This is a genomic window from Sphingomonas adhaesiva (genome assembly GCF_002374855.1).
In the GTDB taxonomy this organism is placed as follows: domain Bacteria; phylum Pseudomonadota; class Alphaproteobacteria; order Sphingomonadales; family Sphingomonadaceae; genus Sphingomonas; species Sphingomonas adhaesiva.
The window spans coordinates 385,581-403,676 of the sequence record NZ_NWVC01000002.1; the positions used below are offsets into that span (position 1 = coordinate 385,581).

The 18,096-nt window shown below is 70.6% G+C and carries 15 protein-coding genes; 8 read left to right on the forward strand and 7 right to left on the reverse strand.

Annotation, left to right across the window (positions count from 1 at the left end):
- The first annotated feature begins 18 nt into the window (after positions 1–18).
- The 3 genes from radC to COA07_RS06385 all read left to right on the forward strand — a co-directional run bounded on the left by radC (position 19) and on the right by COA07_RS06385 (position 3,024).
- Positions 19–708 (forward strand): RadC family protein, encoded by a 690-nt coding sequence (gene radC, locus COA07_RS06375; protein WP_066713288.1) that lies wholly within the window; start codon positions 19–21, stop codon positions 706–708.
- A 106-nt stretch (positions 709–814) separates the two neighbouring features.
- Positions 815–2,128, forward strand: coding sequence for an adenylosuccinate lyase (gene purB / locus COA07_RS06380; RefSeq protein ID WP_066713285.1), 1,314 nt, complete (start codon positions 815–817; stop codon positions 2,126–2,128).
- Between the two features lie 359 nt (positions 2,129–2,487).
- Complete coding sequence (locus tag COA07_RS06385) at positions 2,488–3,024, forward strand: molybdenum cofactor guanylyltransferase (protein ID WP_096640634.1); 537 nt, start codon at positions 2,488–2,490, stop codon at positions 3,022–3,024.
- Positions 3,025–3,106: 82 nt separating this feature from the next.
- Here the strand turns inward: COA07_RS06385 and COA07_RS06390 are convergent, their stop codons facing one another.
- Positions 3,107–3,409, reverse strand: coding sequence for a putative quinol monooxygenase (locus COA07_RS06390; protein ID WP_245842039.1), 303 nt, complete (start codon positions 3,407–3,409; stop codon positions 3,107–3,109).
- On the reverse strand, positions 3,406–5,085 hold the full coding sequence (locus COA07_RS06395; RefSeq protein ID WP_066711253.1) for an amidohydrolase: 1,680 nt from the start codon (positions 5,083–5,085) through the stop codon (positions 3,406–3,408). The genes COA07_RS06390 and COA07_RS06395 overlap by 4 nt, the downstream gene beginning before the upstream one ends.
- A 45-nt stretch (positions 5,086–5,130) precedes the next feature.
- On the opposite strand from COA07_RS06395, the gene COA07_RS06400 reads away from it, so the two are divergent.
- Entirely contained in the window at positions 5,131–5,883 is a 753-nt protein-coding gene (locus COA07_RS06400) for a DUF4163 domain-containing protein (RefSeq protein ID WP_169803532.1), read from the forward strand.
- Between the two features lie 246 nt (positions 5,884–6,129).
- Here the strand turns inward: COA07_RS06400 and COA07_RS06405 are convergent, their stop codons facing one another.
- Positions 6,130–6,966 (reverse strand): NAD(P)-dependent oxidoreductase, encoded by an 837-nt coding sequence (locus COA07_RS06405; protein ID WP_066711237.1) that lies wholly within the window; start codon positions 6,964–6,966, stop codon positions 6,130–6,132.
- A gap of 85 nt (positions 6,967–7,051) precedes the next feature.
- Between COA07_RS06405 and COA07_RS06410 the strand changes: the two genes are divergently transcribed.
- Positions 7,052–8,293: a threonine ammonia-lyase gene (locus COA07_RS06410; protein WP_066711239.1), complete on the forward strand. Its 1,242-nt coding sequence runs from the start codon at positions 7,052–7,054 to the stop codon at positions 8,291–8,293.
- A gap of 122 nt (positions 8,294–8,415) precedes the next feature.
- Positions 8,416–9,162: an arginyltransferase gene (locus COA07_RS06415; protein WP_066711240.1), complete on the forward strand. Its 747-nt coding sequence runs from the start codon at positions 8,416–8,418 to the stop codon at positions 9,160–9,162.
- A gap of 348 nt (positions 9,163–9,510) precedes the next feature.
- Here the strand turns inward: COA07_RS06415 and COA07_RS06420 are convergent, their stop codons facing one another.
- The 4 genes from COA07_RS06420 to COA07_RS06435 all read right to left on the reverse strand — a co-directional run bounded on the left by COA07_RS06420 (position 9,511) and on the right by COA07_RS06435 (position 14,823).
- Complete coding sequence (locus COA07_RS06420) at positions 9,511–10,308, reverse strand: transglutaminase family protein (RefSeq protein WP_066711242.1); 798 nt, start codon at positions 10,306–10,308, stop codon at positions 9,511–9,513.
- Position 10,309: 1 nt separating this feature from the next.
- Positions 10,310–11,248 (reverse strand): alpha-E domain-containing protein, encoded by a 939-nt coding sequence (locus COA07_RS06425; protein ID WP_066711247.1) that lies wholly within the window; start codon positions 11,246–11,248, stop codon positions 10,310–10,312.
- Entirely contained in the window at positions 11,248–12,756 is a 1,509-nt protein-coding gene (locus COA07_RS06430) for a circularly permuted type 2 ATP-grasp protein (RefSeq protein WP_066711249.1), read from the reverse strand. The genes COA07_RS06425 and COA07_RS06430 overlap by 1 nt, the downstream gene beginning before the upstream one ends.
- 78 nt (positions 12,757–12,834) lie before the next feature.
- Positions 12,835–14,823, reverse strand: a complete 1,989-nt coding sequence (locus tag COA07_RS06435) for a protein-disulfide reductase DsbD family protein (RefSeq protein WP_245842040.1) — start codon at positions 14,821–14,823, stop codon at positions 12,835–12,837.
- Between the two features lie 91 nt (positions 14,824–14,914).
- Here COA07_RS06435 and COA07_RS06440 point away from each other — a divergent pair, with 91 nt between their 5' ends.
- Entirely contained in the window at positions 14,915–16,573 is a 1,659-nt protein-coding gene (locus COA07_RS06440) for an alkaline phosphatase family protein (protein ID WP_096640638.1), read from the forward strand.
- 78 nt (positions 16,574–16,651) lie between these two features.
- A complete protein-coding gene (locus tag COA07_RS06445; RefSeq protein ID WP_066711809.1) occupies positions 16,652–18,076 on the forward strand; it encodes an aldehyde dehydrogenase family protein in 1,425 nt (474 codons plus the stop codon).
- The last annotated feature ends 20 nt before the right edge of the window (positions 18,077–18,096 follow it).

Genomic DNA, 18,096 nt, shown 5'->3' on the forward strand with positions numbered 1-18,096 from the left:
GGCATATCGTGGGCCGCGATGCTGGATGCCGATGCCCCCGTCACCGATGCCAAGGGGCATCGCGCCCGGCTGCGCGCGCGCCTGTTCGCCGATGCGGAGGGGCTGCACGATCACGAGCTGATCGAGTATCTGCTCGCGGTGGCGCTGCCGCGGCAGGATACCAAGGATCTGGCCAAGCGGCTGCTGCACGAATTCGGCGGGATCGGCGGATTGCTGGCCGCCGATGCCCAGTCGCTGATGCGCGTGAAGGGGATGGGCGACGTGACCGCGGCGGCGATCAAGATCGCGCACGCCACCTCGATCCGGCTGGTCCGCGCCCGCACGCGCGAAGCGCCGCTGCTGTCCAACTGGCAGGCGCTGCGCGACTATCTGCACGCCGCACTGGCGCACGACACGATCGAGCAGTTCCGCGTCCTGCACCTCAACACCCGCAACATGCTGATCCGCGACGAACAGATGTCGCGCGGGACGATCGACGAGGCCGCGGTGCACGTGCGCGAAGTCATCAAGCGCGCGCTGGAGATCGGCTCCGCCGCGCTGATCCTGGTCCACAACCACCCGTCGGGCGATCCGTCCCCCAGCCGCGCCGACATCGACATCACCCGCGCGATCGTCGCGGCGGGCAAGCCGCTGAACATCACCGTCCACGACCATATCATCGTCGGGGCGGCGGGCCAGGTGAGCCTGCGCGCCAAGGGCCTGATCTAGCGCCGGGGCGCGCGGGTCCGGCGCCGCCCCCGCCCCCCGCATTTGCCCCTCTGGCCCCGCGCTGCTAACGGCGCGCCGTCCCGTTACGCCGTTCAGGAACCGCCCGATGATCCCCCGTTACTCCCGCCCCGACATGGCCGCGATCTGGACCCCGGAGGCGCGCTACGCGATCTGGTTCGAGATCGAGGCGCACGCGACCGACGCGCTCGCTGATCTGGGCGTGGTGCCAAAGAGCGCGGCGGCCGCGCTGTGGCAATGGTGGGCGACGAAGCCGGCGATCGACGTCGCCGCGATCGACGCGATCGAGGCGGTGACCAAGCATGACGTGATCGCGTTCCTGACCTGGGTCGCCGAACAGGTCGGCGACGAGGCGCGCTTCATGCACCAGGGGATGACGTCGTCCGACGTGCTCGACACCACGCTGTCGGTGCAGCTGGCGCGCGCGGCAGACCTGCTGATCGCGGATATCGACGCGCTGCTGGCGGTGCTGGAACGCCGCGCGAAGGAGCACAAGCTGACCCCGACGATCGGGCGCAGCCACGGCATCCATGCCGAGCCGGTGACGTTCGGGCTGAAGCTGGCGCAGGCGCATGCCGAATTCGCCCGCCACCGCACCCGGCTGGTCGCGGCGCGCGCCGATATCGCCACCGCGGCGATTTCCGGCGCGGTCGGCACCTTCGCCAACGTCGATCCGCGCGTCGAGGAGCATGTCGCGGACAAGCTGGGCCTCGCGATCGAACCCGTCTCGACACAGGTGATCCCGCGCGATCGCCACGCGATGTTCTTCGCCACGCTGGGCGTCATCGCCAGTTCGGTCGAGCGCGTCGCGACCGAGGTGCGCCACCTGCAACGTACCGAGGTGCTGGAGGCGGAGGAATATTTCTCCCCCGGGCAGAAGGGCTCGTCCGCGATGCCGCACAAGCGCAACCCGGTGCTGACCGAGAATCTGACCGGCCTTGCGCGGATGGTGCGCGGCTATGTCACCCCGGCGCTGGAGAATGTCGCGCTGTGGCACGAACGCGACATCTCGCACTCCTCGGTCGAACGCTACATCGGGCCGGACGCGACGATCACGCTCGATTTCGCGCTGGCGCGGCTGACCGGGGTGATCGACAAGCTGCTGGTCTATCCCGAGCGGATGCAAAAGAACCTCGACCGGATGGGCGGCCTGGTCCATTCGCAGCGCGTGCTGCTGGCGCTGACGCAGGCGGGGGTCAGCCGCGAGGATTCGTACCGGCTGGTCCAGCGCAACGCGATGAAGGTGTGGGAATCGGACGGCCAGCTGTCGCTTCAGGAATTGCTGAAGGCCGATCCGGAGGTCACCGCCGCGCTGTCGCCCGCGCAGATCGACGAGAAGTTCGACCTGGGCTATCATTTCAAGCACGTCGACACGATCTTCGACCGGGTGTTCGGCGGCTGAGCCGCGGGACGTCCGGGCGACGCTCGCGGCATGGTGTCACGAAACCGCAACATCCCCGTCGCACGATTGCAACAAGTGCAAGCAAGATTGTTGCGCACGTTTGTTGCTCTGCAGCGTAACGATCCGTAGATGACTCCGCGTCGGACCTATCCGGCACAGGAGACCCATCATGCGCACGTTCGAAACCGCCGTCAGCACCGCGCTGGCGATTGCGGCTCAGGCGCTGGTGGTCGGCGTGGTCCTGACCACGATCTGATCCATCGGCCCACCACCGCCCCCGACCTCCGCGCCCGACGGCGCGGCGGTCAGCGGGCGGTAACGGGCTTCCCCTTTTGCGCGCCGGCTGCGACAGTGCCGGCATGATCCGCATCCTCGGCGCCGTCCTGGCGGGTGGCCGTTCCTCGCGCTTCGGCAGCGACAAGGCGCTGGCGACGTGGCGCGACACCGCGCTGATCGACCATGCGCTGGACAGCCTTTCGCCGCATGTCGCCGACCTGCTGGTCGTCGGCCGCGCCGACGCGCGGGTGCGCACCGCCCGCGACCTGCCCCATCCTGACCTCGGCCCGCTCGGCGGGATCGCCGGCGCGCTGGCGGTGGCCGCGCGCGAGGGGTTCGACGCGGTGCTGACCACCGCCTGCGACACGCCGGCGCTGCCGGCCGCGCTGGTCGCCGCGCTGCTGGCGCAGGACACCGCTCATGCCGCGGAGGCGCCGACGGTCGGGCTGTGGCCCGCGCGGCTGGCCGCGCCGCTGGTGGAGCACCTGTCCGCCGGTGGCGACCGCTCGATCCGCCGCTGGGCGCGCGCGGCGGGCGCCGTGGCGGTGCTGCCGGGGGTCGCGCTTGCGAACGTCAATACGCCGGACGATCTGGCGCGGCTGGACGTCGCTCTGGGGTAGCGATGCTCCTGCGTCCTGACGAAACGGGCGTGGCAGCGCTCCCGCCTTCTTCCGGAAGATGGCGTCTTGCCGACCGATCGCGTCACGCCACTTCGGCGTCACCCGCCTCGTACGACCGCAGATCGCGCTCGCCGATGCCCAGCGCCGGCCAGGCCGCGCGCCATTCGGCCAGATGCGCGCTGGCCATGTGGCGGGCGAGCGATGCGCGGTCGCGCCACGCCTCGCTGACGCGGATCAGCCCGGGCGTGCCGATATCCTCGGCATAGGCATAGTCGAGGCAGCCGTCCTCGGCGCGGCTGGCGGCGATCATCCGCGCCATCACCCCGCGCGCCGCCGCCATCCGGTCGGGCGGCACGCGGAACGTGCCCAGGATGAGCAGCGTCACTTGCGCGCCCACGCCCGCTGGCCGCCGATCCAGGTTTCGATCACCTTGGTCTGGCGCAGCGCCTCCGGCGTGGCGGCCAGCGGATCGCGGTCGACGATGATGAAATCGGCGCGCTGGCCGGGCGCCAGGATACCGAACTTCGCCTCGGCGAAGCCGGCGAAACTGGCGCCGCCGGTGAAGCCCCACCATGCCTGTTCGCGCGTCACCGCTTCCTCCGGGCGCCAGCCGCCGGCGGGCTGCCCGTCCGCGCCGGTGCGGGTGAACGCCGCCGCCCAATTGGCCCAGGGATCGGGCTTCTCGACCGGGAAGTCCGATCCGAACGCCAGCTTCGCGCCGTTGTTGAGCAGCGATTTCCACGCATAGGCGCCCGCCAGCCGCGCAGTGCCCAGCCGCGCCTCGGCCATCACCCGGTCGCTGGTGGCATGGATCGGCTGAACCGAGGCGATGATGCCGTAGCGGCCGAACGCGGGCATGTCGGCCGGGTCGACCACCTGCGCATGTTCGATCCGCCAGCGCCGGTCGCCCTTGTAAGTTGCGGCCAATTCCGCGATCGCGTCGATCGCCTGCTTGTTGGCGCGATCGCCGATCGCATGGACCGCGATCTGATATCCGTCCATCGCCGCGCGGCTCATCAGGTTCTGCAACTGGTCGTCGGTCAGGAAGCCCAGCCCGCGCTCCCCCGGCGCATCGGCATAGGGCGCCTTCAGCCAAGCGCCGCGCGACCCCAGCGCGCCGTCCGCGAACAGCTTCACCCCCGCCAGCCGCAGGCGATCGTCATACAGCCACGGCGTCGGCCCGGTCCCGCCGATCGCGACGGTGGTGTCGATCCCGGCGGCATAGGACATGATCCGCACGCGCAGCGCGCCGATGTCGCCCATGCGGCGATAGGTCATCCAGTCGTCCAGCGACGTGCCCATGTCGGCGACCGCGGTGATCCCGTCGCCCAGCAGCAGCTGCTGCGCCGCCAGGAAGGCGGCGGTGCGGTCCTTCGCCCCCACCTTCGGCAGCGCGCGGTCCATCAGCGACATGGCATTGTCGACCAGCACGCCCAGCGGCCTTTCGACGCGCCCGCCCGCCGGGGCGGCGGTGGCGGCGGTGATCCCGGCGGCCTTCAGCGCGGCGCTGTTCGCCCAGCCCGCATGGCCGTCGGCGCGTTCCAGCCACACCGGTCGGCCGGGCACCGCGGCGTCGAGGTCCGCGGCGGTGGGGAAGCGCCCCAGCCCCCATTGTTCCTGGTTCCAGCCACGCCCGACGATCCATGCGCGTTCGGGGTTGGCGCGCGCATAATCGGCGATCTTCTTCTGCGCTTCCGCCAGCGATCGCGTGTCCGACAGGTCGAGCGCCAGCAGCGCCAGCCCCTGCGATATGACGTGGCCGTGCGCGTCGATCATGCCGGGCATCACCACCCGCCCCTTCATGTCGGCGCGCCAGTCATAGGTCGGGCCGGGGTTCTTCTTCGTCCGCTTCGGCGGCTGTTCGCCGACCGGGACCAGCCGCACCACCTTGCCCTGCGCGTCGATCACCATCGCCTGGAACCGCACCACGCGCCCGTCGCGGTCGAGCGTCAGGCCCGCGACATTGTCGATCAGCGCATCCGCCCCCGCGGGCAGCGAAAGGGCGATCGAGGACAGGCCGGCGACGATGCCGGTCAGGCGGGGGATTTGGCGCAGGTTCATCTTGCCTGCCATATGGCGGCGAACGGTCTTTGGCGAGGGGATGCGATGCGACGGCTGATCGGCTGGTGGTGGCTGGGACTGGCGATGGCGGCGATGCCGGTCGAAGCGGTTCCGCGCGCGAACGATGCGGTCGAGGTGAAGCGCGACGACGCGCTGGTCGACTTCAGCTACGGCTATCCCGCCGCCGCGGCGCGCATCGCCCCGCTGCGCCGCTGGCTGGACCAGGACCGGGCGCGGTTCGCCGCGGAAACGCGCCGCGATGCGCAGGATGACCGGCGCGAGGCGACGAAGGCGGGCTATCCGTTCCACCAGCATGACGCGTCGCGCCACTGGTCGGTGGTGACCGAAACGCCGCAGCTGCTGAGCCTGTCGGGCGAAACCTACCGCTTCACCGGCGGCGCGCATGGCGGCACGCTGATCGACACGATCGTGTGGGACAAGGCGCGCGGGCGCCGCGTCGATCCGCGCGCGATGTTCGTGTCGGCGGCGGCGTTGCAGGACCTGCTGGGCGCGACCTGGTGCGCGCGGCTGAAGGCGGAGCGGACGAAGCGGCTGGGCGAGGATCCCGGCACCGACGCGGTGTTCCCCTGCCCGACGATCGATAAGCTGGTGCTGCTGCTCGGCTCCACCAACCGCCGCGCGATCGACCGGATCGGCCTGATCGCGGGGCAATATGTCGCCGGCGCCTATGTGGAGGGGATGTACGAGGTGACGCTGCCGGTCACGCCCGCGCTGCTGCGGATCGTGAAGCCGGAATGGCGCCGGGTCTTCGCCGTCGGCGGGGGCGGCGCGAAATAACGGGGAGGCCCCTGCCTTCGCAGGGGCGACGGAATGGCCCGGCACGTCGCCCCAGCGAAGGCTGGGGCCTCGTGCCGCATCACGCGACCGCGGCCCCACCATCCGTCGCCCCTGCGCAGGCAGGGGCCCATGGCTGCGTCGTCCATCCTACCACCCCGACACACACGCGCCGCGCCTGTGTCCGCCCGGTCCACACGACGATGCAGCGATAGGCCCCTGCCGTCGTAGGGGCGACGTTCTTCGGCGCTACGGCAGCCGCCGCACCAGCGCGCTGGTGTCCTGGCGGGCGCCGCCCATCGCCTGCACCTCGGCATAGAATTGGTCGACCAGCGCGGTCACCGGCAGGACCGCGCCGTTCGCCTTCGCCTCGTCCAGCGCCAGCCCCAGGTCCTTGCGCATCCAGTCGATCGCGAAGCCGAAGTCGAAGCGACCCTCGGCCATGCTGTCCCAGCGGTTGACCATCTGCCAGCTTTGCGCCGCGCCGCCGGACACCGCCTCCAGCACCTTGTCGAGGTCCAGCCCGCTCTTCTGCGCGAACCGCAGCCCCTCGGCCACGCCCTGCAACACGCCGGCGATGCAGATCTGGTTGACCATCTTGGTCTGCTGCCCCGCGCCCGCATCGCCGACATGGACGATCCGCGCGGCATAGGCGCGCATCACCGGTTCCGCCTTCGCCAGCGCGTCGGGCGACCCGCCGCACATGATCGACAGCTTGCCCGCCTCCGCACCCGCCTGCCCGCCCGATACCGGGGCGTCGACCGACAGCGCGCGCGCCGCCGCCAGCCGCCGCGCGATCCCCGCCGACACGGTGGTATGGTCGATGAACACCGCATCGTCGGCCATCGCGGCGAAGGCACCGTCCGCGCCCAGCGTCACCGCTTCCAGATCGGCATCGTTGCCGACGCAGGTGACGACCGCCGCCGCCCCGCGCGCCGCCGCCGCGGGCGTATCCGCCACCGCCAGCCCGGTCGCCGCCGCCTTTGCGCGGGTGCGGTTGTAGACGGTGACGTCATGCCCGGCCGCCGCCAGGTGCCGTGCCATGGGGGCGCCCATCACCCCGGTGCCGATGAATGCGATCTTCATGGGGCCATGCCCTTAGGCTGTCGCACCGGCCGCCGCCAGCGGCGATCGGCTTTATCCCGCGGATGCGATCGGCTAGGCGGGCGGGATGGCTACCCAGTATGCGACCGATCCCGCCCTTCCCGTGTCCATCGACGACGTGCGCGCCGCGCACGCGCGGATCGGCGACATGATCGTGCGCACGCCGACGCTGATCAGCCGCACGCTGTCGAAGCTGACCGGCGCGACCGTGTACCTGAAGTTCGAGAATTTGCAGTTCACCGCCGCCTACAAGGAACGCGGCGCGCTCAACACGCTGATGCTGCTGTCGGAGGAAGCCAAGCAGAAGGGCGTGATCGCCGCATCGGCGGGCAACCACGCGCAGGGGCTGGCCTATCACGCCAACCGGCTGGGCGTACCCGCCACGATCGTGATGCCGAAGAACACGCCGATCGTGAAGGTGGTGCAGACGCAGGGGCACGGCGCCGACGTGATCCTGGAAGGCGACACGTTCGACGCCGCCTATGCCCACGCCCGCCTGCTGGAGGCGGAACGCGGCTTCACCTTCATCCACCCGTTCGATGATCCGCGCGTGATCGCGGGGCAAGGGACCGTCGCGGTCGAGATGCTGGCCGATGCGCCCGACATCGACATGCTGGTGGTGCCGATCGGCGGCGGCGGGCTGGTTTCCGGGATGGCGACGGTGGCGCGTGCCGCGGGCCGCCCGATCGAGGTGGTCGGCGTGGAGGCCGAGCTGTACCCGTCGATGTACAACCGCCTGAACGGCACCGACATGCCGTGCGCGGGCGATACGCTGGCGGAAGGGATCGCGGTCAAGGAACCCGGCCGGATCACGTCGCAGATGGTGCGCGCGCTGGTGGACGATATCGTGCTGGTGTCCGAACGCTCGCTGGAGGAAGCGGTCAGCCTGCTGCTGCAGATCGAGAAGACGGTGGTCGAGGGCGCGGGCGCCGCGGGGCTCGCCGCGTTGCTAGCGCATCCCGAACGCTTCCGCGGCAAGACCGTGGGCGTCGTGCTGTGCGGCGGCAACATCGACACGCGGCTGCTCGCCAACGTGCTGCTGCGCGACCTGGCGCGATCGGGGCGGCTGGCGCGGCTGCGGCTGCGGTTGCAGGACCAGCCGGGCGCGCTGTTCAACGTCGCGCGCATCTTCGACCAGGAACGGGTCAACATCATCGAGGTGTATCACCAGCGCGTGTTCACGACGCTGCCCGCCAAGGGGCTGGTCACCGACATCGAGTGCGAGACGCGCGACCGGGCGCATCTGGACCAGCTGATCGCCGCGCTGACCACCGCCGGGTTCGACGTGAAGGCGGTGGAGCACGCCTGACGTGGCGGCGCGCGCGGGGCGTCGCAAAAGATGGTTAAGCAGCTTTTCACCACGCGCGTCCGGGCCGATATACAGGCGCGACGCGCGCCCGCGCCGGGCGCGCCACGGGGACCAGACGACCGGTGACAGCGCCCTTCCGATTCCCGCGCTTCTTCGTCACCAGCCCGCAGCCGTGCCCGTACCTGCCCGGACGGCAGGAGCGGAAGGTGTTCACCGAGCTGTCCGGCCCGAACGCGACCGAGCTGAACGACGCGCTGAGCCGGATCGGTTTCCGCCGCAGCCAGTCGGTCGCCTATCGCCCCAGCTGCGCGGGGTGCAACGCCTGCCTGTCGGTGCGCGTGCTGAGCCACCAGTTCGAACCGAATGCGACGCAGAGGAAGCTGCTGCGCCGCCACGCCGACCTGGAGGTGACCGCGTGCCGCCCGTGGGCGACCGACGAGCAATATCAGCTGCTGCGCGGATACCTGGCGTCGCGGCATCCCGGCGGCGGCATGGCCGGCATGGACGAGATGGACTATGCCGACATGGTCGAACAATCGCCGGTCAATTCGGTGGTGGTCGAATATCGCGAGCCGGGACGCGGCGGCGTGCCGGGGCGGCTGATCGGCTGCTGCCTGACCGACCGGCAGGCGGACGGGCTGTCGATGATCTACAGCTTCTTCGCGACCGACGAGGACGCGCGGCCGGCGCTGGGCAATTTCATCATCCTCGACCATATCGCCCGCACGCGCGAGGCGGGGTTGCCCTATGTCTACCTCGGCTATTGGGTGAAGGGGTCGCCGCGCATGGCGTACAAGGCGCGCTATCGCCCGATGGAGATGCTCGGCCCGCGCGGCTGGACGCCGCTGTCCGACGAGGATGCCGGCTGAGGGGAGCGGCCGGGGGCGTTGTTGCCCGAGGCCGGTGCGTCACCCCAGCGAAGGCTGGGGTCTTCCGCGGCCGGGCGGCGTGCTATCCAATGGGGAGATCCCAGCTTCCGCTGGGATGACGTATCGGGGCTGAATGCCGCGTCACAAATCGTGACCCCAACGAAGAGGGAAAGGCGGCGACATGCGCCTCGGCAGCCCGATGCGCTCCGTCACCCCGGACGTGTTCCGGGGTCCACCGTGCCGCAAAAGCAACGCCTTGTGCGTATGCGGGGCGGTGGATGCCGGAACAGGTCCGGCATGACGGGAGAGACTTTCACTCTTTCTATCGGGGCGACGGACTGATCCCCGCTACTGCCCGCTGACGCGCACCTCGACGTCCAGGCACTCCTCGCCCTCGCCCAGCCGCGATCCGGCGACGGGGGCGCAGCCGGCGGCGTCGAGCGCCACCGCGATGCGGACGTGGTGTTCTTCCGGCGACAGCGCCAGCGTGGGGTCGAAGCCGATCCAGCCGATCCCCTCCACCCAGCCGTCGGCCCAGCCGTGCGGGGTCGGGCGGCGGCCGTCCTGCAGGTCGCAATAGCCGGTGACGTAGCGCGCGGGTATGTCCAGCGAGCGCGCGCAGGCGACGAACATCTGCGCCAGATCGCGCGGGGTCGCCGTCTCACGCGCGAAGGCGTCGTCGACGGTCAGCCCCGGTTCCGGCCGCCCCTTGTCCAGCGCGAACCGGTCGTGCAGCGCGCGATTGAGCGCATGCAGCGCGCCCAGCGTCGAATGCCCTTCCGTCATGCGATGCGCGAAGCCGGCCAGCACCTCCCCCGCCTCCGTCACCGGCGTGCCGCGCAGGAACACCGCGGGGGGCAGCGGCTCGAACGTGCCGTGCAGCACGCCGTCGGAATGGCTGGTCACCACCTCGCCCGATACCGCGATCTCCAGCCGGTCGAGCGGCCCTTCGGCATAGAGCATCGTGGTGCGGTTGCCGAAGCCGTCGCGATGTTCGCGAAGCCGCGCGTCGCAATCGACCGAGATGTGCCATTCGGCGACCGTCTGGTCGTGGGTGTTGCCCGGCGTGACGCGCAGCAGCTGGACGATCCGCCCCTGCGGCCTGGTGAAGCGATAGGTGGTGCGATGGTCGATCGACAGGCGCATGTCAGTGATGGAACTTGAATTGCCGGCCGATCGCGTCGTGAAGCTGCGCATTCTCGACGATCAGCGCCTGCAGGTGCTGGTGGAGTCCGGCGGCGATCACGTCGCCGGTGCGGGTGCGCGCGGCGCGCGCCTGGCGGGTGCGGGCCATGCGGTCCGCCTCCCCTTGCGTGCCGCTCGATTTGGCGAGGCCGGTGAGCGCGATCACCGTCTCCTCCATCGACGCCGCCAGGCTGCGCGGTAGTTCGGCGCGCGACAGCAACAGGTCGATGACGTTGGCGGGGTTCAGCCCGTCGCTGTACAGCCAGCGATAGGCGGTGACGGCGCTGACGGTCTGGAGGATCGTGGTCCACTGGTCGCGGTCGACGGTGCCGCCGACGCGCTCGCCCTCCGGCAGCAGGATGTGATATTTCACGTCCAGCAGCCGCGCGGTATTGTCGGTGCGCTCCACCGCCTGCCCCAGCCGGATGAACAGGGTGGTCTGGTTGCGCAGCATCCGGTGCACCGCGCCCTCGAACCCGCGCGTCTCGGCCTTCACCGCCTCGACCACCGCCAGCGTGGCGTTCGAATCGAGCCGGCGCACCTGCTGGTCGAAGATCAGCCACGCGCCATTGATCGCCTGCCACGCCTCACGCGTCAGCGCGGTACGCACCGCGCGGGCATTGTCGCGCGCCATCGCCAGGCAGCGCAGGATCGACCCGGGATGCGCCGAATCGCTCAGCAGGAAGCGCGCGACCGATTCGCGCGCCAGCACCGCGCCGCTGGCGGCGAAGCCGTCCTCGGTATCGGTGACGGCCAGCGCGGATCGCCACGCATCCTCGCCCGCCGATCGCGTCGACAGCACGTCGAGGCGCAGCGTCGCCTCCACCAGCCGCGCGATGTAATCGGCGCGTTCGACATAGCGCCCCAGCCAGTAGAGCGACGCGGCGGTACGGCTGAGCATCAGGCCGCCCCCCCCGGACCGACGCCCATCGTCTGGGTCATCCCGCCCATCGTCTGGCTCATCCCCGGCGGCGCGCCGTGGCCGGGCAGCAGCACGAAGCTGTCCTTGGTCCCGCCGCCCTGCGACGAATTGACCACCAGCGACCCTTCGCGCAGCGCGACGCGCGTCAGCCCGCCGGGCACCACCTGCACCCCGCGCGATCCGGTCAGCAGGAACGGGCGGAAATCGACGTGGCGCGGGGCGACGCCCTGTTCGACCAGCGTCGGCACGGTCGACAGCGCCAGCGTCGGCTGCGCGATATAGCGGTGCGGCTCGGCGATCAGCGCGGCGCGGAACCGCTCGATCTCGGCGCGCGACGCGGTCGGGCCGACCAGCATCCCGTAGCCGCCCGACCCGTCGACCAGCTTGACCACCAGTTCGTCGAGGTGATCGAGGACGTAGCGCAGCGCCTGCGGCTCGCGGCAGCGATACGTCTCGACATTCGGCAAGGTCGGCGCGCCGCCGGAATAGAATTTCACGATCTCCGGCATGTAGCTGTAGATCGCCTTGTCGTCGGCGATGCCGTTGCCCGGCGCGTTGAGGATCGCGACGTTGCCCGCGGCATAAGCGGCGATCAGCCCCGGTACGCCCAGCATCGAATCGGGACGGAACACCAGCGGATCGAGGAAGTCGTCGTCGACGCGGCGATAGATGACGTCCACCTTCACGCGGCCGGCGATCGTGCGCATGAACACCACGTCGTCGTCCACCACCAGATCGGCCGCCTCGACCAGTTCGATGCCCATCGAATCGGCCAGGAAGCTGTGTTCGTAATAGGCCGAATTGTAATGGCCGGGGGTCAGGACGACGCAATTGGGGTTCTGCCCGCAGCCGCGCGGCGCGACCGACTTCATCGTCTCCAGCAGCATGTCGGGATAGCTGTCGACCGCCGCGACGCGGAACTTGGCGAACAGCTCCGGGCACAGCCGCACCATCGCCTCGCGGTTTTCCAGCATGTAGCTGACGCCGCTGGGCGTGCGGGCGTTATCCTCCAGCACGAAGAATTCGTCCGGCCCGGTGCGGACGAGGTCGATGCCGCAGATATGCGCCCAGACGTCGTGCGGCGGGCGGATTCCCGCGATTTCGGGCCGGAACTGCGGATTGCCGAGGATCAGGTCGGCGGGCAGCACGCCTTCCTTCAGGATGCGGCGCTCGCCATAGATGTCGACCAGGAAGGCGTTGATCGCCTCCACCCGCTGGATCAGCCCCGCGGACAGCCGTTCCCATTCGTCGGCCAGGAAGATGCGGGGCACGATATCGAACGGGATGATCCGCTCGCTCGCCTCGCTCTCGCCATAGACGGCGAAGGTGATGCCCAGCTGGCGAAAGGTGGTTTCGGCGGAATGCTGTCGTCGGCGCAACTCGTCGGGAGGCGTTTCGTCCAGCCAGCGGCAAAGATCGGCCAGCTCAGGGCGCGCGCCGTCCTGGCCGCCCGCCCCCATGATTTCATCGAACGCCTGTGTCCCCATCGGCCCTCGTAACGCTTGTGTGGCGATTTCGCCGCATGCTGCGTCACTTTGATGCACTGCACAAGGGAAATGCGCGCATCACCCGCCGGACGGCAGCGATGCCAGCATCGCGGGGGTCAGCACCTGCGGCAGCACGCGCGGGGTGGCCGCGCCCTTGGGGTACCACAGGTACAGCGGCACGCCGGCGCGGTTGTGCGCCTCGATGAAGCGTCCCAGCGCGGGATCGCCGTCGGTCCAGTCGCCCACCAGCACCGCCACCTTCCCCTTGCCGAAGGCGTCGGCGACGGTCGCGGTTTCGATCGCGGCCTTTTCGTTGACCTTGCACGTCAGGCACCAGTCGGCGGTGAAATAGGCGAACACCGGCCGCCCCTGGCCACGCAGCGCCGCCAGCCGCGCCTCGCTGAACGGTTCGGCGCCCGGCACGCCGCCCGCCTCCGCACGGACCGCCGCGGGGTGCAGCAGCAGCGTCGCGGCCAGCGCGGGCACCGCCGCCAGCGCGATCGCCCAGCCCGCACGCCGCCCCGCCGCCTGCCGCCGCCCGCCGATCCACAGCCCTAGCGCGAGCAGCAGCGCGGCGGCCAGCCCGATCGTCATCCCGTCGATCCCCGCCTGCCGCCCCAGCACCCAGGCGAGCGCCAGAGCGGTCAGGAACATCGGTACCGCCAGCACGCGGCGCAGCCGCCCCATCCACGCCCCCGGCCGGGGCATCCGCCGACGCAGCGCGGGGACGAAGCCGATCAGCAGGAACGGCAGCGCGATGCCCAGCCCCAGCCCCGCGAACACCGTCAGCGCGGCGGCGGCGGGCAGCACCAGCGCGGCGCCGATCGCGCCGGCCATGAACGGCCCGCTGCACGGCGTCGCGACGAAGGCGGCCAGCGCGCCGGTCATGAACGCGCCGGTCGCCCCGCCCTTCCCCGCGAACGCCGGCACCGGCAGTTCGAACAGCCCGGCCAGGTTGAACGCGATCGCGCTGACCAGCAGCAGCAGCACGCCGATGACACGCGGGTCCTGCAACTGGAACGCCCAGCCCGCGCTCGACCCCGCGGCGCGCAACGCCAGCAGCACCGCGCCCAGCGCGACGCACACCAGCATCACGCCGGCGGTATAGGCCAGCGCCTCCGCCCGCGCCGCGCGCTCGCCCTCGCCCGATCGCGCCAGCCCCAGCGCCTTCAGGCTCAGGATCGGGAAGACGCACGGCATCACGTTGAGCAGCAGCCCGCCCAGCACCGCGCCCGCGAACGCCAGCGCCGCCGCCTGCCAGTCCAGCCCGGTGTGCGCCGCCGCCACCGTCCCGGGCCGCGCGGTCAGCGACAGGCCGACACCGTCGCCGGTCGCCAGCACGCCCGCGATGGCGCCGTCCGCCGGGGTGGCCGCGCCCTTCGTCTCGATCACCACGCGGTCGCCGTCGCGCGTCACGCCTTGCTGCGCAGCATAATCGGTCGCGCCGCCCGCCGCGGGGTAGAACCACGCCGCCCCCAGCGGCGCGTCGCGCGGGAACGGCACCGACAGGCGGAAACGGTCGCCGACGCGCTGCCACGTCGCCTCGCTGCCCAGCGGGCGCGGCAGCGCACGCCGCCATGCATCGAAGCGCGCGCGCGTCGCGGCATCGACCGCGCCGTCGCCGATCGTCAGCACCGTCGACAGCGTCTGCGTTTCCGGCACGCAGATCTCGGTCGTGCAGACCAGATAATCGAGCTTCGCCGTCACCGGCACGCGCGTGCCCTTCGCCAGCGCGGCGGGCAGCGACAGCCGGGTCAGCAGCGCGAAGGGGCGTTCGTACACGTGGTTCATCAACCCGGCGATCACCAGCCGCTGCGGCACCGGATAGTCGAGCGGCGCGGCACGCACCCCGGCGGGCAGCGTCCATTGCGCACGCGTCTCCACCCCCGCATCGCCGGGGTTCTTCCAGTAACCGTGCCACCCCGGCGCGGGTACGGCGGCGAACGCCAGCGCGACGTCGCCGCCCGCCGCCGGGGTCACGCTTTCGGGCACCAGCGTGATCGCCAGATGCGGCGCGGCGGGCGCGGCGGATGCCAGCGGCGCGGCCAGCAGCGCGGCGAGTGTCATAAGGGTGAAAAGCGCCGCGCGCACAGCTTGCCTGACCATCGGTCACGGCTCATAGCCGGAAGCAACTCCTCTTGTCAGCCAAGGTCGCCCCATGAAAGCGTTCGCCGCAGCCGCCGCCGCCCTGCTCGCCTCCACCGCCGCGCCCGCGCTCGCGCAGCAGGCGCCGGCCGCCGCCACCGCCGCACCTGCCCCCGCGCTGCCGCGCCCCAAGCCCAAGCTGATCGTCGCGATTTCGGTGGACCAATTCTCCGCCGACCTGTTCGCGCAATATCGCAACCGCTTCACCGACGGTCTCGCGCGGCTGTCGCAGGGGGTGGTCTTCCCGTCCGGCTATCAAAGCCATGCCGCGACGGAGACGTGCCCGGGCCATTCGACGATCCTGACCGGCATGCGCCCCGCGCACACCGGGATCATCGCCAACACCTGGCTCGATCAGAAGGCCGGGCGCGAGGACAAGATGGTCTATTGCGCGGAGGACGAGCGCGTGCCGGGCACCGAGCACGGCAGCAAGTACGTCCCCTCCGACTGGCATCTGAAGGTGCCGACACTGGGCGAGATGATGAAGCGCGCCGATCCCGCGACGCGCGTCGTCGCGGTCGCGGGGAAGGACCGCGCGGCGATCATGATGGGCGGGCACCAGATCGACCAGGTGTGGTTCTGGAACACCGACAGGTTCGTCTCCTACCCCGGCCGCGCGACGCCCGCGGTGGTGCAGCGCGCCAATGACGCGGTCGGCAAGCTGTTCGCCGCGCCGCAAGCCGCGCTGCCGCTGCCCGGCTATTGCAAGGGGCTGGCGCAGCCGATCGCGGTCGGCACGCAGACGCTGGGTACCGGCCGGTTCGAGCGTGCGGGCGGCGATGCCAAGGCGTTCCGCGCCTCGCCCGCGCTCGACGGCGCGGTCTTCGCGCTGGCGGCGGGGATGATCCAGGACATGAAGCTGGGACAGGGCGCGTCGACCGACCTGATCGCGATCGGCGCATCGGCGACCGACTATATCGGCCATGCGATGGGCACGCAGGGGTCGGAGATGTGCATCCAGATGGACCAACTCGACCAGACGATCGGCGCGTTCCTGGCGCAGCTGGACAGCTGGGGGCTGGATTACGAGGTGATGCTGACCGCCGATCACGGCGCGCACGACATGACCGAGCGGCAGCAGCAGCGCGCGATGCCGATGGAGGCGCATGTCGACGGATCGGTCGCCGCCAAGATGGTTGGCGCCGCGATTGGGCGCGACCTGGGGATCGCCGGGCCGGTACTGCTGGGGCCGGAAAGCGATGTCTATATCTCTGACAGCGTGCCGCAGGCGCGCCGCGCGGCGGTGCTGGCGGAGGCGAAGAAGCGCTATCTGGCGCTGCCGCAGGTCGCCGCCGCCTATACCCGCGACGAAATCGCCGCGACGCCGATGGCCACCACCCCGCCGGAATTGTGGACGCTGCTGGAACGGGCGCGCGCTTCCTACGATCCGCAGCGGTCGGGCGACCTGATGGTGATGCTGCGGCCGCGCATCACCACCATCGGCACGCCCGGCCCTTATTACGTCGAAACCCACGGCAGCCCGTGGGATTACGACCGGCGCGTGCCGATCCTGTTTTGGCGCAAGGGGATGGCGGGGTTCGAACAGCCGCTGTCGGTCGAAACGGTCGATATCGTGCCGACGCTCGCCGCGACGATCGGGTTGCCGGTGTCCGGCCTCGACGGGCGCTGCCTCGATCTCGACGCGGGCGCGGCGGACACCTGTCCGCGGTGACGCACGGCGCGTCCGGTTTCGTCTTGCAACCCACCGCGCCGCACCGCATGAACGTAACAACAATTACGGAGAGCGATGATGCAGAGCTACCTGAAGCATTACATCAACGGCGCGTGGGTGGAGAGCCAGGGCGGTCGCCGCCATGAAGTGATCGACCCGGCCACCGAACAGCCGTGCACCGAAATCACGCTGGGCACCGCCGCGGACGTGGATGCGGCGGTCGCTGCGGCGCGCACCGCCTTCGAAAGCTGGTCGCAGTCGAGCGTGGACGAGCGCAAGGCGCTGCTGGCGCGCATCATCGAGGAATATAAGAAGCGCATCCCCGACCTGGCCAAGTCGATGGCGCAGGAAATGGGCGCGCCGATGGGGCTGGCGATGGCCGCGCAGGCGCCGACCGGCCTTGCGCATTTCGCCACCACGATGAAGGCGCTCGACAGCTTCGTGTTCGAGGAGACGGTGGGCAAGGCGAAGGTCGTGCACGAACCGCTGGGCGTCGTGGCGATGATCACGCCGTGGAACTGGCCGCTGAACCAGATCTGCGCGAAGGTCGCGCCGGCGCTGGCGGCGGGCGACACGATGATCCTGAAGCCGTCGGAGGAGGCGCCGGGCTGCGCCGCGATCCTGGCGGAGATCCTCGACGCCGCGGGCGTACCGGCGGGGGTGTTCAACCTCGTCAACGGCGACGGGCCGGGCGTGGGGGCGGCGCTGTCGTCGCACCGCGGCGTCGACATGGTCAGCTTCACCGGATCGACCCGCGCGGGCGTGGCGGTGGCGCAGGCCGCGGCGACGACGGTGAAGCGCGTCCATCAGGAACTGGGCGGCAAGGCGCCGAACCTGGTGCTGGAGGGCGCGGACCTGGGCACCGTGCTGCCGCCGACGGTGGCGGGCGTGCTGGCCAATTCGGGGCAGAGCTGCATCGCGCCGACGCGCCTGCTGGTCCACGACAGCCAGGTCGCCGACGCGACGCAGATCGTGAAGTCGATGATGGAGCAGACCAAGGTCGGCAACCCGCTGGAGGATGGCCAGCACATCGGCCCGGTCGTCAACAAGGCGCAATATGAGAAGATCCAGGGACTGATCCAGTCGGCGATCGACGAAGGCGCGACGCTGGTCACCGGCGGCCCGGGCCGCCCGGACGGGCGCAATTCGGGCTTCTTCATCCAGCCGACGCTGTTCACCGACGTCACCCCCGACATGCGTATCGCGCGGGAGGAGACGTTCGGCCCGGTCGCCACGATCACCAGCTACGGCGACCTGGAAGAGGCGGTGCGCGTCGCCAACGACACCGAATACGGCCTGTCGGCGACCATCTCCGGCGATCCGGCGAAGGCCGCCGAGGTCGCGCCGCGGCTGCGCGCCGGGCTGGTCACGATCAACAGCTGGTCGCCCGACATCGCCGCGCCGTTCGGCGGCTACAAGCAGTCGGGCAACGGCCGCGAAAACGGCAAGTACGGCCTGACCGACTTCATGGAAGTCAAGACGATCGTCGGCGCGCCGGCCTGAGGATGTGAACGGCGACCGGC